The organism is Streptomyces sp. NRRL B-3229 (assembly GCF_000719505.1).
Classification (GTDB): Bacteria; Actinomycetota; Actinomycetes; order Streptomycetales; family Streptomycetaceae; genus Streptomyces; species Streptomyces griseorubiginosus.
Map to the genome: position 1 here is coordinate 12575 of NZ_JOGP01000010.1, position 13120 is coordinate 25694.

Below are 13120 nucleotides of genomic sequence, written 5' to 3' on the forward strand. Positions count from 1 at the left end.
AGGCCCAGGTGGCAGCTGTGAATTAAGTTTCAAGCATTAGGGTGCGGCTGTGCGCGTACTCCTGGTGGAAGACGATGAGCCGGTCGCCCAGTCCCTCAGACGCGGCCTGATCCGGTACGGCTTCGAGGTGGAGTGGGTCTCCACCGGTGCCGCCGCCCTCGGCCACGCCGGGCCCTACGACGTCGTCCTGCTGGATCTCGGCCTGCCGGACACCGACGGCCTGGACGTGTGCAAGGCGCTGCGCCTGCGCGGTGACGTGCCGATCATCGTGATCAGCGCGCGCAGCGACGAGACGGACCGGGTGGTCGGCCTGGAGCTCGGCGCCGACGACTACGTGTCCAAGCCGTTCGGCGTCCGTGAGGTCATCGCGCGGATACGGGCCGTGATGCGGCGCGTGCGGCCCCGTACCTCGGATGCCGACAGCGGCCCCGACCGGTACGGCTCCCGCCTCACCGTCGACCGCAAGGCCGCCCGGGTGCGTCTGGACGGCGAGGAGGTGCCGCTCGCGCCCAAGGAGTACGACCTGCTGGCCTTCCTCACGGAGGAGCCGGGCGCGCTGATGTCGCGCGAGCAGATCATGGAGGCGGTCTGGGACGCCAACTGGTTCGGGCCGACCAAGACGCTGGACGTGCACGTGGCCGCGCTGCGGCGCAAGCTCGCCGGGGCGATCAGCATCGAGGCGGTCCGCGGGGTCGGCTTCCGGCTGGAGATCGTCGAGGACGACGGGGCTTCATGAACCGTCAGCTCATCCGGAGCTACATCCTGCTGGTCGCGGTGGCGATCTTCCTGTTCACGGTGCCGGTGGCGTTCACGCTCACCGACCAGCTGCGGGGCGACACCCGGCAGTCGGTGCTGCGCGAGGCCCACACCATGGCGCTGCTGCTGGGCAACGGTGACAGGGCCTCCTGCGAGGCGCTGACCAAGGTGGCGAAGGCGTACGGGGATGTGGAGGCGACGCCCACGACGGCCTGCGACCCGGGCCTCGACCGGCCCACCGCGGACGCGGCGCTGACCCGGGCGGTGGAGCGGAACGAGCCGACGACCGACTGGGGTTCGGACTTCGTCTGGGGCGAGAACCTGACGGTCACCGTCCCCGCCAAGGGCGACGCGGCCGTACGGATCGTCTACTCGACCTCCGACATGACCAGGCGGCTGTGGCAGATCTGGGGCTTCCGGGCCGCCCTCGCCGTGCTGGTCCTGGCCGCGGCCGCCGCGATCGGGGCCTTCGCCGCCCGCCGCATCACCGCGCCCCTGCGCGCACTCAACGCCATGGCCAGCAGGTTCGGCGACGGCGACCTCACCGCCCGCTCCCCCGTGACGGGCCCGCCGGAGACGCAGACCCTCGCCCGCACCCTGAACCAGGGCGCGGAGCGGCTGGACACCCTGGTCGCCTCGCAGCGCATCTTCGTGGCCGACGCCTCCCATCAACTCCGCACCCCGCTCACGGCGTTGCGGCTGTCCCTGGACAACATCGCGGACGGCGTGGACGACGAGTCCGTACGCGAGGACGTGGAGCAGGCGACGGCGGAGGTGGTCCGGATGAGCCGGCTGGTGACCGGCCTGCTGGTGCTGGCCCGGGCCGAGGCGAAGGTGACCGCCGCCGAGCCGCTCGCCCTGCGGGACGTCGTGGACGAACGGCTGACGGTGTGGAGGCCGGCCGCCGACGAGCGCGGAGTCACCATCGCGCTCAGGGGGAGTGTGGTCGACGACCGGCCGTCTGTGCTGGCCGGCCCCGGTCATCTGGACCAGGTGCTGGACAACGTGCTCTCGAACGCCCTGGAGGTCTCGCCGGACGGCGGACGGATCACCGTCGAGGTGGAGTCCCGGGCGGACACGGTGGTGCTGTCGGTGCTGGACGAGGGGCCCGGCATGTCCGACGCCGACAAGTCCCGTGCCTTCGACCGCTTCTGGCGCGGCCAGGGCCTGACCGGGCGCTCCGGTTCCGGCCTCGGCCTCGCCGTCGTCAAGCAGTTGGTGACCGACGACGGCGGCACCGTGACGCTGGCGGACGCGCCGGGGGGCGGGCTGAAGGTGGAGATCAGCCTTCGGGCATCGCCGAGGAGTGGTGGTTGACGATCTTCCACTGGCCGTGCCGCTTCTCGTACTCGTAGGTGTAGCGGGCCTCGACGACCCGCTTCGCGCCGGTCTCCGGGTCGGTGAGGGTGAACTCGTAGACGCCGGTGTCGATCGCGGAGTTGCCGTCGAGGACGTTGACGATCGTGTGGACCTTCTTGCCGACCGGCTTGTTCTTCAGGAAGTGCTCGAAGTAGTCGACGATGCCGGCACGGTCGCTTCTCACCTTGTTGGAGACGGTCGGCAGCAGCACCGCGTCCTTCGCGTACAGGTCGGCGACCCTGTCGGCGTCACCGGTCTTCAAGGCCGCGTTCCAGGTGGTGAACAGGCCCGCGATCTCCGCCCTGGTGGGCTTCTTCTCGTGCTCGGGGCCGGCGGTGGCGGCGACGGTGCCGACGGTGCCGAGCGCGACCAGGGCGGTGGCGGTGACGACGGCTGCACGCTTGGTTATGGAACGACGGAACATCGCTGTCTCCCGTGCGGTGAGGGGTGGTGCCATGAACTGACTCCAGCCTCTCCTCGCACCGGTTAGGGCCCGTGCAGCCGAGGTACAGGGCGAAGACAGTGGACGCCCAATTCACCCCACGTGACCGGGCCGTCACGAGGAAGCGTGCTGCCCAGGCCGGGGGGGCAGTGCGGTACACCTTGGCCGTGATGGCGGACGTGCTTCTGACGGGCATCGTGCTGCTCGGCTCGGCCGTGCAGTGGCTCACCGGCATGGGCTTCGCCCTGGCCGCCGTACCCGCGCTGGTCCTGCTGCTGGGGCCGGCCGAAGGGGTTGTGCTCGCCAACTGCGCGGCCGGGGTGATCTGTTGCGTCGGGCTGGCGGGCGGGTGGCGGCTGGTCCGGCCGCCGGCGATGGTCCCGTTCTGCGTGGCGGCGGCCTGCACGGTACCGGCGGGGACCTGGCTGACCCACCGACTCCCGGAGCCCTGGCTGCTGTTGATCATGGGCGGCCTGGTCACGGTGGCTGTTCTTCTGGTGATGCGCGGTTTCGCGGTGCCCGCGCTGCGCGGCACCCGGGGAGCGGTGGCCGCGGGCGCGGCGGGCGGGTTCATGAACTCCGCGGCCGGGGTGGGCGGCCCGCCGTTCTCCCTCTACGCCCTCAACGCGGGCTGGTCGGTACGGGAGTTCGTCCCGAACGCGATGTTCTACGGCGTGATCGTGAACGCGTTCTCGGTGGCGTCGAACGGGGTGCCGGGACTGAGCGGGACGCAGTGGGTCCTGGTGTGCGCGGCGATGGGCGCGGGCGGGTTGATCGGCAGGGGGCTCGCCTCCCGCATCCCGGAGAAACGGGCCCGCGTGCTGGTACTGCTGCTGGCCCTGACGGGCGGGATCACGGCCGTCGGGAAGGGGCTCTGGGGGCTGTGATCAGTCCGCGAACTCCTTGAGGGGCTCGGTGTCGAGGGTGATGTTCACCGGCTCGGGGAGTCTGACGGTGGCACCGAACGGCAGCTTCTCCTCATGTCGGTACCGCCCGCCCTCAGGCTGGTTGAAGACGACGACAGCGCACTCGTCGCGGTCGATGAGGAGGTAGACGGGGATGCCTGCGGCGGCGTAGCCGTCGGGCTTCTCGACGCGGTCACGCCGGTTGGTGTCGGAGTCGTGCGAGGTGATCTCCACAGCCATCAGCACGCCATCGGCTTCCGCCCACTCGCCGCGTCCCTTGAGGCTGCCCTTTGGCACCAGCACTCCGTCAGCGCGAGCACGACCCCTGCGGTAAGCCTCGGTCCTGAGCCCTCGCTCCGGATGAAGCCGCAGGTCCGGGCGCAACTGCATGCACCGTTCCAGAAGCCACATGTAGATCTCGCTGTGGTTGCCGTCCGGCACGGACTTGACCTGCACCTTCCCATTGATGAACTCCAGCCACACAGTCTCCGGGGCGTGGCGTTCCAACTGCTCGAACTCCTCGACGGACATCTGGGGCTGCCGCTCGGTCCTGGGGGTCATGGCGTCGCCTCCTCGGCTCCATGATGCCCCGACCGGCGCCTCCTGCACGCTCACACGCCCCTCCACAACTGCTGTCCACCCCGAGAGCGCAGGCCGCCTGCCTCGCGGACGGCGGCCGCCCACAGGAGCGTCTCCTCCGGAGAGGGACCCTGTCCCGGCAGGAACGTCTCCGGGATGACGGGGATCTCCTGGCCGTCCGGTGTCTCCAGATCCAGTTCGACCCGGCACTCGCGACACAGGCCGCCGACGACCTCGGCCGTCCGTTCGTCCTCGTCACAGGTCAGACAGGCCGTGATCACACGATCGACACGAGCCTTCAGCGCAGACCTCTGCCGTACCTTCGCCTTCTTCGGAGGCATCTTGTTCTCCAGTCGCTTACGGGCGAGTCCGCCCGGGTTGGTCACGGGGGAGGGCAGCCCGTCGGTGAGCGCCCTGGTGATGTCATGGGGCGTCGAGCCACGGGACAGCCACTCCGCGGCAAGGGATTCGAGAGATCGGCAGTCGGACTCAGAGAGCGGCATGCGGGAATCGGCGACGCGGAGGTCGGCGAGGGCCTGATAGGCCGCGCTCGGCTGCCCGGCGGGCGGCTCGTCCACGGGAGCAGCCTCTTCGACCGCCTGATCAGCCGATGCCGGCGACTCGGGTTCCTCGGGCCGGGCCAGCCCCGCCTGGTAGTCCTCGGGGACGAGCCGGCCCTCACGCTGCCGCGCGAAGTCCGCCCACCACTCCTCCGACCTGCGCGTACGCGACCAGTACGTCCGCGTCACCCAGCGCATCGAGTCGTCCTCGACCGTGATGTGCTCGCGGATCTGCCGCAGATGGCCGACGTTGCTCAGCCTCTTCAGACACCCACGGGCGAACTGCTGCCCATGGACGGGGTGCGCGGCGGCGATCGCCTTGTAGCCCATTGCGTGGCCCTCTTCGAGATGGTCGACGAAGACGGCGATCTCGCGGTCGCGGGGGCTCAGATGTGCGAAGTCCGGGTCGGCGTGCGGGTCTTCGTCACCGGCGGGGCGTTTGCCGTAACCCGTTTTGGCCATCGGGTGGGACGGGGACGGCAGGACGGCACTAGGCTGGGCGTAAGCCACGATCGAGTCTCTTTCGATCCGTAGGTCAGGCCCCGGAGCCGGTGTTGGCGCACCGACCGGGGCCGAACTATTTGCTTGTTTGCCGCGAACCTAGAGCGGTTTCACTTTCCGACGCAAGCTGATCACGGAACGTCACCCTTTCGAGGGACGACGGCTCAACTCACGTGCAGATTTGGTTGGTTGGGTTGGATTTCACCCCGCCCAGAACCCAGGGGAAGAGCTCGAAGCCCGAGGCTCAAGCTCCGGGCTGAACTGCGGAAACGGGACTGGGCACCGATCAAGACGCGGGACCGAGAGCGCAACGCCCCGATTGCCGACGCTGATCACATCCCGCCGCCGAACAGCGTCAGGAGTCCGTGGTCCAGCTCCGCACCCACAGTCTCCTCACCCGGTGCGATCACGGTGTACGTACGCGCCAGGAAACGGAGCAGATCGGCGGTGGCGAACCGGAGCCGGGCAACCCCCTGCGGCGCGTGGAACTCCACGTACGTGTGGGACGCCCCGCACGGCCGTACCCGCACGCAGTCCATCCCCGCGGATGCCCGCAGCCCCTCTCCCAGCAGCGCCCTTGCAAACGTCCAGACCGTGCCCTCGCCGTCGGACGTGACGTACGCCGGGAAGTCGATATGCACGGCCAAGGGGCTTTCGGAGGTGTAGCGAAGGGTGGCGGGAATCGCCGATTCCTGGTCCGTCGCGATGACCAGACGAGCGCCGACCGGCTGCTCCAGGGTGACGTACATGGGCGGGCTCCGAGTTCGGGGGCAACGGGCCGAAAGCGGCCGTTGTGAAGTGAGAGCACCCGAGGGGCACATCGATTACGCCATTCCAGAGACCACTTAAAGTGATCCAAGCCACATGCGATCAGTTGCCCGTCGATGCGGAGCCGATGTCACCACCCGCCGCGATCGAACCCTTACCCGAGGCGTTGACGCCCCCGGTGGGCGAGGCAGGAGCAGTCGGCGGCGCGGGCGGCACCGGCACCGGCACCGGCGTTGCTCCGCCCGTGGCCGCCGTACCGATGTTGCCGCCCGCCGCGATCGAACCGTCACCGGAAGCGCTGACCGAGGCCGATGATGCGGACGAACCTCCGAACTGTCCGATCAACGCGAGCGCCAGGCCGACGAGGGCCACGATCCCGCCCGTCACGCTCGCCATCTGATCCGCCTTGCCCAGATCGACGAAGGCGACCGCGACAAGAGTGGCGGCGCCGACGCCGCAGAGGCCGACTCCCGTCCACAGCAAAGGCTTTGACATCATGCCGGGCATTGTGACGTATGCGGGGTGGCGAGGGAGGACAATCAGCCCAGGTTGGCAGGCGACGAAGACATCAGTCGTCGGCGTCGGGTGCGACCCCACCCGGGATGACGCCCGGCGGCAGGTCGAGGGAGACGAAGAGTTCGCGTACGGACGCCATGCCCTGCATCAGCTTGTCGAAGGTCTCTGGGTCCCCGTCGGCACCGCGGGTGAGGGCCCTGACAAACCAGTCGAGTGCCGCGCTGCATTTCGACGCGTCCTCACTCGCTACGGCCAAGCCCAACAGAATCCCATGCGCGTAGAACGTCGTGGGGTCGTCCTGGCCCAGATAGCGCTCACTGTCCTGTCCGGCCTGCTCGGCCAGAGGGATGGCACGATCCAGGTCCTCCAGATACATGTGCACCTGTGCAAGCTCCAGTCTCGCCCTGATCGTGTCGTCGTGCTCCCTGCCGAGTTCCGTTTCGCAGTCGGTGAGGTGCGACTCGGCCTTCGGCAGCCACTCCCTCGCCCATGCCTGGACTTCCTCGGGCCCGATCTCTGCCCGCAGTTGCTCGACGACCGCTGTCATCTCTGTGGCGCCGTCTTCTCCGGCGCTCTGAAACATGTCGGCGAACGCGAACCCGGCGCTCGCGAAACGGCGCGCCACACCGCTCATCCGGGGCAACGACCCCCGGACGGTCAGTGTCAACGGATGCCTCTCTCCCAGTTCCCGGGCGCAGTCCTCGTGCAATCGCACGAGGTCCTGGTCGTCGGCGTCGACGGGGCTGCGGCCCAGCTGGACCAACACGGCGGACCAGCGCGTCCGCAACGTGTCGGGGTGCCCTGCCCCCAACGTCCGACTGCGTTCCGCCACCACGTCCGCCAGCAGGGCGGCCGCGCTCTCAAAGTCGCCGGCCTTGAGGTGTGACCCCACGAGTTCGTATCGCGCCGTGAGCGTCTCCGGGTGCTGCGGCCCCAACACCCGCTCGCATCTGGCGACATGCTCAAGCGCCTCGTCGAGGGGTGGGGAGCCGAGGTTCATGAGGCGGTTACGGGCCGCAAGCGACAACGGATGCTCCTTGCCGTGGTGCCGCGCGAGCCCGGACTCGCCACGGGAGAGCAACCGTCTCGCTCGACCGATGATCCCCTGGTGTCCCGCGAACTCTCCCATCCTGCTGAACAGCATCGCCGCCGCAGCCGAGTCCGTGTCCGGCGAAGTGTGCTGCGCCAGAGCCTCGGTGTGTGGCATCAGCACCCGCCACACCGGCCAGCCGGACACGTCGTCCACGTCCGCCGGAAGCGTGCGGGTCAGGCATTCCACAGCGATCTCGGCCGAGCGGGTCACGGCAGCGGGCGTCCGGTGCGGGTCTTCCGGATCCGGTGTGCGGGCCACGGCCTGGACCAGCCGGTGCAGGGAGAGCGACAACGTGCCACGCGGAGTCACCATGCTGTGTGCCGCGAGCTTGCCGATGGCACTGCGGACGGCGAGCGGGGGGCCAAGCGCGTCCAACAGCGTGCGAGGGATGTCTTCGGGTGCGTACCAGGCGAGCGCGAGAAGGATGGTGACGGCGAGCGAGTCGTCGGCCAAGCGGTCAAGGGTCATGCGCCACACCCGTGCGACGGCACGTGCCGTGTCACCCCCCTCTGCCATCGCCGTATACATGTCGGCCGGGAACTCGGCGAGCAGGCTCAGATAGTCAGCCGCGGACGTGTCCGTCTCCTGGCAGTAGGCCGCCGCCTGCTCGATGGCCAGTGGCAGGAAGCCGAGTTCGGCGCAGACCTCGCCCACGCCGTCGCCTGCGCGAGGACAGATCTGGGTGAACAGGTCGACGGCTTCGTCCCGTGCGAGCACATCGAGGGGGATGGTCTCCGCGATGCCGTGCCAGCCGGTGGCACGCCTGCTGGTGATGAGGAAACGGCCGCCGGTTGCAGCCGCCAGCAGCGGTTTCACTTCGGCGGGGTCAGCGACGTTGTCCAGGACGACGAGCCAGTTCTGGTGAGCCGCCAGCCACTGCACTGCCCAGTCGCGGAGCTGCCCTTGGTGCATGTGCATCGCGAGCGCGGGGTGCAGGGCGGCCGCCAGAAGGGCCAGTCCGGTGTCGACCGCAGCCTGGCTGTCGGCGCTGATCCACCACACCGGCGTGTGCCGCGCGTGATCGGCGGCCCAGTGCGCGGCAAGCGTGGACTTGCCCACTCCGCCCAGCCCATGCAGGACAGTGTTGGAGCGAGCCGCCGTTCCCCCTTGCAGAAGAGCGATTTCCCGGTGCCTGCCGATGAACAGGAAAGGACGCTCCGGAAGGTTCGTGAGCCCGGCCGGGGAGTCCACGGAAGCGGCCCGATGGGCGACCTCAAAGGCATGCGGTGGCAGAAACGTGGCGTTCTCGATGTGCTGGGAGCCGATCCCACCCGCCCCCACCACCGTGCCGATGTCACGACCCGCAGCGACCGACTCGTCCCCCGAAGCGGCTACGGAGGGCCGCCGATCAAACACACCGCTCATGGGTCACATGATGACGCGCCGCACCGGAAATCGTCAGGGAAGTCGTGACAGTTGAGGTGCCCGCACTTGGCGAGCACCTTCTCCCGCTGACTCTGCGCTACTTCGCCGGCCCCAGGCCCAGCGGACCCGCGATCTCCTCCACCATCACCTTGCCCGCCTCGAACTCCAGCGTCTCGTCGCCGATGGCCTGGTCGGTGTCGAGGCCGTCCAGCTCCGCCAGCGGCTGGTTCAGGCGGACGTGCGCGACGACCGACTGAAGGGCGCGCAGCGTCGCGGACGCCGTGGAGCCCCAGTTGGAGAAGTAGGAGAACTGCCACCACCACAGCGCCTCCGTGGTGCGGCCCGCCCGGTAGTGGGCCATGCCGTGGCGCAGGTCGGTGATGACATCGGTCAGGTCGTCCGAGATACGGGCCGGCACCGGGGCCTTGCGGGGCTCGTAGGGGTCGAAGACCTCGGAGTAGACGTCGATCGGCTCCAGCAGCCGGGCGAGGTTCTCGCGGAGCTCGTCCACGTCCGCCTCCGGGCCCAGGTCGGGCTCGTAGCGCTCGTCGGGGACGATGTCCTCGTGGGCGCCCAGGCGGCCGCCGGCCAGCAGGAGCTGGGAGACCTCCAGGAGCAGGAAGGGGACGGCCGAGTCGGGCTCGTCGCCCTTCGCCACCTCGATGACGGCCACCAGGAAACTCTCGACCTGGTCGGCGATCTGGACCGCGAAGTCGTCCGGGTCCTGCGCGGACGCGTGCAGTGTGGCGTCAGACATCTAGGAGTCGTCTCCCCTCGAAGGCGCGGCCGAGGGTCACCTCGTCCGCGTATTCCAGGTCGCCACCCACCGGGAGGCCGCTGGCCAGGCGGGTGACCTTGAGGCCCATGGGCTTGATCATGCGGGCGAGGTACGTGGCTGTGGCCTCCCCCTCCAGGTTCGGGTCCGTGGCCAGGATCAGCTCGGTGACCGTACCGTCGGCCAGACGGGCCAACAGCTCTCGTATGCGCAGATCATCGGGTCCTACACCCTCGATCGGGCTGATCGCGCCGCCGAGCACGTGGTACTTGCCGCGGAACTCCCGGGTGCGCTCGATCGCGACCACGTCCTTGGGCTCCTCCACCACACAGATGACGGAGGGGTCGCGGCGGGTGTCGCGGCAGATGTTGCAGAACTCTTCCTGGGCGACATTGCCGCAGGTGGCGCAGAAGCGGACCTTCGCCTTGACCTCCATCAGGCACTGCGCGAGCCGGCGTACGTCCGTCGGTTCCGCCTGAAGGATGTGGAAGGCGATCCGCTGCGCGCTCTTGGGACCGACGCCGGGCAGCCGCCCCAGTTCGTCGATGAGGTCCTGGACCACGCCTTCGTACAACGGACTGCCGTCCTTCCTTGGTTCCTTGCAGTACGTACGCTAGTTGGCCGACACCCGGCTGTGAAAGACGGGCACCGCCGAAAGACCGGCACTGCCGACGACCGGTTCCCTAGAAGGGCAGCCCGGGGATGCCGCTGCCGCCACCGCCGAGGCCCTGGGCCAGCGGGCCGAGCTTCTGCTGCTGGAGCGTCTGCGCGTTCTCGTTGGCCGCCTGGACGGCCGCCACGATCAGGTCGGCGAGGGTCTCGGTGTCGTCCGGGTCCACCGCCTTGGGGTCGATCTTCAGCGCGCGCAGCTCACCGGCGCCGGTGACGGTGGCCCTGACCAGTCCGCCGCCCGCCTGTCCGTCCACCTCGGTCCTCGCGAGCTCCTCCTGCGCGTTCGCCAGGTCCTGCTGCATCTTCTGGGCCTGCTGGAGCAGCTGCTGCATGTTGGGCTGGCCACCACCGGGGATCACGATCAGCTCCTGTGTCGGTACGGCTGTGTGGGCGAGGTTTTCCTCCCTGGCACGAGCCTACGTGGTCGGGACGGGCGTCGCCCCAGCACTCTTTCGAGTGAGTCGACGTGGAGTCCTATACCTGATCAAGGCCCTCTTCCGAGCGGAAAAGCGACCAAAGCACCCCCTTCGCCACCCATTGGGCGGTAGGAAGGACCGGCACATCAGCATCAGGCGTCACGCAGGGTGACCGATCAGTAGGGAGCGCCGGGTGGCTCAGCCGGAGATGCAGCCCGAGGGCCGGCCTCAGGACGGGAGGGCGGATCTGGCCGGGCGGACGTTTCCGCTCGGCGACTGGGGCGAGCCCGCCGTGCGGCTGGACGAGCTGTACCGGTGGGTGGAGCACGGGGCGCTGGAGACGGCGTCCTGGTATCTCGCGGACCGGGTGTGGAAGCGGCGAAGCGCGCGGGCCCTGCGGGGCGGGGCCGCGGCGGGGGCGGCGACCGGGGCGGTGCTGCCGGTGCTGGGTCTGACGGGGGTGGCCGGGACGGGGGTCGCGGCCTGGGGTTATCTCGGGCTGCTGCTGGCGGTGGCCTGTGTCGCCGTGGACCGGTACTTCGGGGTGACGTCCGGCTGGATAAGGAACGTGGCCACCGCGCAGGCCGTGCAGCGGCGGCTCCAGGTGCTCCAGTTCGACTGGGCCTCGGAGAACGTCCGCGAGGTCCTCGGCCCCACGGAGGGCACGGCCGCCGAGGCCACCGAGCGCTGCCTGGGCGTCCTGCGGCGCTTCTCCGAGGACGTGACGGAGCTGATCCGGGTGGAGACCGCCGACTGGATCGTGGAGTTCCGCAACGGCTCGGCCCCGATGGGCATCCAGGGCGCGGTCACCTCCGCCGGCCGCCAGGACCCCGGCACCGCGCAGGGCCGCTTCCCCCTCCCCCCGACCCCCCCGACCAGACCGAACATGCCCCGGCAACGGCCACCGGAGCCCCGCTGACGACGGTGTCAGGGCGAGGCCGACACGGATGACGAAGGTGCCGTGGCCGGGCTGTCGCCGGTCAGGGCTGTGTGGAGCGCGCTGCCCGCTCCCAGGGCGACCACCACGGCGACGGCTATCAGGGCCGCCGTGACGGGGCGGCTGCGGTGGGCCGGGGCGCCCTCCTGGTCCGGGGTGTACGGCGGGAGGTAGGTGCCGGGCGGGAGGTGTTCGCGGGAGGGGCCGTGGTCGGGTTCCGGTTCGGCCGCGGTGTGTTCCTCCGGGTCCTCCCCCGCGGGCCTTCCCTCAGGACCCGACATCGCGGGCCTTCCTCCGAGACCCTCCATCGCAGGCCCTCCCCCGAGACCGCACACCCGCACAGCCGTACACCCGCACGACCCAGTCCAGTGTCTACGGCCGCCCGCTGTCCGTCGAGAGCTGGTCCAGCACCTTGCTCAGCCGCTCCAACACGCTTACCGCCTCGACGAGTTCGGCCTCACCGAAGGCCTCCGCGAGGCGGTCGGCCAGTGCCGCGTGGCCCGGGTTGATCCGATGCACGGCAGCCCGTCCCGCCTCGGTCGGCGCGAGGAGCTTGGCACGGCGGTGAGCCGGGTTGGGGCGGTACTCCGCCAGCCCCCGCTCCACCAGCAGATCGGCGATCCGCTGCACGCTCTGCCGGGTGATGCCCATCTCCCGGGCGATCCCGGCCACCGGCAGCGCCTGCCCCAGCACCGCGCCGAGCACCTGCCACCAGGCGGCGGTGAGACCGGCGGGAGCCGCCAGCTCGTCGGCCACGGAGAGGAACTGGCCGTTGAGCCGGAAGACCCCGAGCGCCCCGCGGCTGAGCAGGTCCTGGCGGGCCCGGCTCACCGCCCGGCCGCCTTCTCCAGCACCGCGTACGCCTGCGGGTCGGAGTCGTGGAACAGCCGGTACCAGGCGTCCAGCACCTCCCCCTCGTAGACCCCGAGCAGCCGGAAGATCTCCCGGGCGAACGCGACGGGCTCGGTGGGCCCGGCGGTGATCAGGGTGCCGTCGGTCACGGCGTCCGCGTCGACGTACCGCTCGCCGCCGCCGTATCCCGTGGCCGCCAGATAGAAGGAGACGGCGCCGGTGTGGCGGCGGTCGTCGAGCAGCCCCTCGCGCGCGAGACCGGCGGTGGCCCCGCAGATCGCGGCGACCGGAACCCCGGCGTCGAGGAACTCCCGCGCCTTGCGGGCGAAGGGGGCGAGGTCGTCCGAGGTGTCCCAGAGGTCCGCTCCCGGGAGGATCAGCAGGGAGCTGTCGGACGGCCGTACGGCGTCCAGGGCGCGGGACGGCTGGACGCGCAGGCCGCCCAGGGAGGTCACCGGCTCACCGGACGGGCCGACCGTACGGATCTCGTACCCGGCGCGGGCGAGGTAGGCGGTGGCGTACCCCGTCTCCCAGTCGGCGAAGGTGTCGTAGACGGCGAGATGTACGGGTTTCCCAGTCATGGCAGCATGCTGTCATCTCGGCAGCATGCTGTCAATCGATACC

Annotated in this window: 16 protein-coding genes; 4 read left to right on the plus strand and 12 right to left on the minus strand. The window is 69.9% G+C overall.

Annotated features, from left to right (window positions below; genetic code table 11):
- Positions 1-49 precede the first annotated feature (49 nt).
- Together IF54_RS0117770 and IF54_RS0117775 are read left to right on the plus strand one after the other, a co-directional pair.
- On the plus strand, positions 50-736 hold the full coding sequence (locus IF54_RS0117770) for a response regulator transcription factor (RefSeq protein WP_030319668.1): 687 nt from the start codon (positions 50-52) through the stop codon (positions 734-736).
- Complete coding sequence (locus IF54_RS0117775; protein ID WP_030319670.1) at positions 733-2073, plus strand: sensor histidine kinase; 1341 nt, start codon at positions 733-735, stop codon at positions 2071-2073. The genes IF54_RS0117770 and IF54_RS0117775 overlap by 4 nt, the downstream gene beginning before the upstream one ends.
- Here the strand turns inward: IF54_RS0117775 and IF54_RS0117780 are convergent.
- Positions 2039-2539, minus strand: a complete 501-nt coding sequence (locus tag IF54_RS0117780) for an SgcJ/EcaC family oxidoreductase (protein ID WP_030319672.1) — start codon at positions 2537-2539, stop codon at positions 2039-2041. The genes IF54_RS0117775 and IF54_RS0117780 overlap by 35 nt on opposite strands.
- Positions 2540-2727: 188 nt before the next feature.
- Between IF54_RS0117780 and IF54_RS0117785 the strand changes: the two genes are divergently transcribed.
- Complete coding sequence (locus IF54_RS0117785) at positions 2728-3444, plus strand: sulfite exporter TauE/SafE family protein (RefSeq protein ID WP_030319675.1); 717 nt, start codon at positions 2728-2730, stop codon at positions 3442-3444.
- On the opposite strand, the gene IF54_RS0117790 is transcribed toward IF54_RS0117785, so the two are convergent.
- The 8 genes from IF54_RS0117790 to IF54_RS0117825 form a co-directional block, all read right to left on the minus strand.
- Positions 3445-4023 (minus strand): Uma2 family endonuclease, encoded by a 579-nt coding sequence (locus IF54_RS0117790; protein ID WP_030319678.1) that lies wholly within the window; start codon positions 4021-4023, stop codon positions 3445-3447. It lies immediately after the preceding gene.
- Positions 4024-4073: 50 nt separating this feature from the next.
- A complete protein-coding gene (locus IF54_RS0117795) occupies positions 4074-5063 on the minus strand; it encodes a hypothetical protein (RefSeq protein WP_420790383.1) in 990 nt (329 codons plus the stop codon).
- Between the two features lie 371 nt (positions 5064-5434).
- Positions 5435-5851, minus strand: coding sequence for an SsgA family sporulation/cell division regulator (locus tag IF54_RS0117800; RefSeq protein ID WP_030319682.1), 417 nt, complete (start codon positions 5849-5851; stop codon positions 5435-5437).
- A gap of 121 nt (positions 5852-5972) precedes the next feature.
- Complete coding sequence (locus IF54_RS0117805) at positions 5973-6368, minus strand: hypothetical protein (protein ID WP_234438999.1); 396 nt, start codon at positions 6366-6368, stop codon at positions 5973-5975.
- A 70-nt stretch (positions 6369-6438) separates the two neighbouring features.
- On the minus strand, positions 6439-8844 hold the full coding sequence (locus IF54_RS0117810; RefSeq protein ID WP_107047847.1) for a tetratricopeptide repeat protein: 2406 nt from the start codon (positions 8842-8844) through the stop codon (positions 6439-6441).
- A gap of 97 nt (positions 8845-8941) precedes the next feature.
- The gene (locus IF54_RS0117815; RefSeq protein WP_030319689.1) at positions 8942-9601 is read right to left on the minus strand and encodes a DUF5063 domain-containing protein; all 660 of its coding nucleotides are present in this window, start codon (positions 9599-9601) and stop codon (positions 8942-8944) included.
- Positions 9594-10193: a recombination mediator RecR gene (gene recR, locus IF54_RS0117820; protein WP_028809103.1), complete on the minus strand. Its 600-nt coding sequence runs from the start codon at positions 10191-10193 to the stop codon at positions 9594-9596. Before recR ends, IF54_RS0117815 begins: the two co-directional genes overlap by 8 nt.
- A gap of 109 nt (positions 10194-10302) precedes the next feature.
- Complete coding sequence (locus IF54_RS0117825; RefSeq protein ID WP_078852019.1) at positions 10303-10650, minus strand: YbaB/EbfC family nucleoid-associated protein; 348 nt, start codon at positions 10648-10650, stop codon at positions 10303-10305.
- A 250-nt stretch (positions 10651-10900) separates the two neighbouring features.
- Between IF54_RS0117825 and IF54_RS0117830 the strand changes: the two genes are divergently transcribed.
- Positions 10901-11626, plus strand: a complete 726-nt coding sequence (locus IF54_RS0117830; protein ID WP_030319694.1) for an SLATT domain-containing protein — start codon at positions 10901-10903, stop codon at positions 11624-11626.
- A gap of 8 nt (positions 11627-11634) precedes the next feature.
- Here the strand turns inward: IF54_RS0117830 and IF54_RS0117835 are convergent, their stop codons facing one another.
- The 3 genes from IF54_RS0117835 to IF54_RS0117845 form a co-directional block, all read right to left on the minus strand.
- A complete protein-coding gene (locus tag IF54_RS0117835) occupies positions 11635-11925 on the minus strand; it encodes a hypothetical protein (RefSeq protein WP_051735467.1) in 291 nt (96 codons plus the stop codon).
- A gap of 91 nt (positions 11926-12016) precedes the next feature.
- Positions 12017-12475: a MarR family winged helix-turn-helix transcriptional regulator gene (locus tag IF54_RS0117840; RefSeq protein ID WP_030319699.1), complete on the minus strand. Its 459-nt coding sequence runs from the start codon at positions 12473-12475 to the stop codon at positions 12017-12019.
- A complete protein-coding gene (locus IF54_RS0117845; protein WP_030319701.1) occupies positions 12472-13077 on the minus strand; it encodes a type 1 glutamine amidotransferase family protein in 606 nt (201 codons plus the stop codon). Before IF54_RS0117845 ends, IF54_RS0117840 begins: the two co-directional genes overlap by 4 nt.
- Positions 13078-13120 lie beyond the last annotated feature (43 nt).